This window comes from Rhizobium sp. Leaf311 (genome assembly GCF_001423445.1).
In the GTDB taxonomy this organism is placed as follows: Bacteria; Pseudomonadota; Alphaproteobacteria; order Rhizobiales; family Rhizobiaceae; genus Agrobacterium.
In genome coordinates this window covers 328-608 of the sequence record NZ_LMNZ01000005.1, presented here as the reverse complement: position 1 = coordinate 608, position 281 = coordinate 328, and the positions used below count along the sequence as shown (strand labels likewise).

Genomic DNA, 281 nt, shown 5'->3' with positions numbered 1-281 from the left:
GGAACTTACCCGACAAGGAATTTCGCTACCTTAGGACCGTTATAGTTACGGCCGCCGTTTACCTGGGCTTCATTTCAGAGCTTGCACCCCTCCACTTAACCTTCAGGCACCGGGCAGGCGTCAGGCCCTATACGTCGTCTTGAAGCCGACTTAGCAGAGCCCTGTGTTTTTGCTAAACAGTCGCTACCCCCTGGCCTGTGCCCCCTCAAAGTGCTTGCGCATAGTGAGGGCCTCCTTCTTCCGAAGGTACGGAGGCAATTTGCCGAGTTCCTTCAGGACAC

1 rRNA gene (running past both ends of the window) is annotated in these 281 nt (G+C 55.5%); it reads right to left on the bottom strand.

Annotation, left to right across the window (positions count from 1 at the left end):
• Nucleotides 1-281: ribosomal RNA gene (locus tag ASF69_RS10455) — 23S ribosomal RNA — on the bottom strand (its annotated part extends past both window edges: 423 nt to the left, 327 nt to the right); the annotation flags it as partial.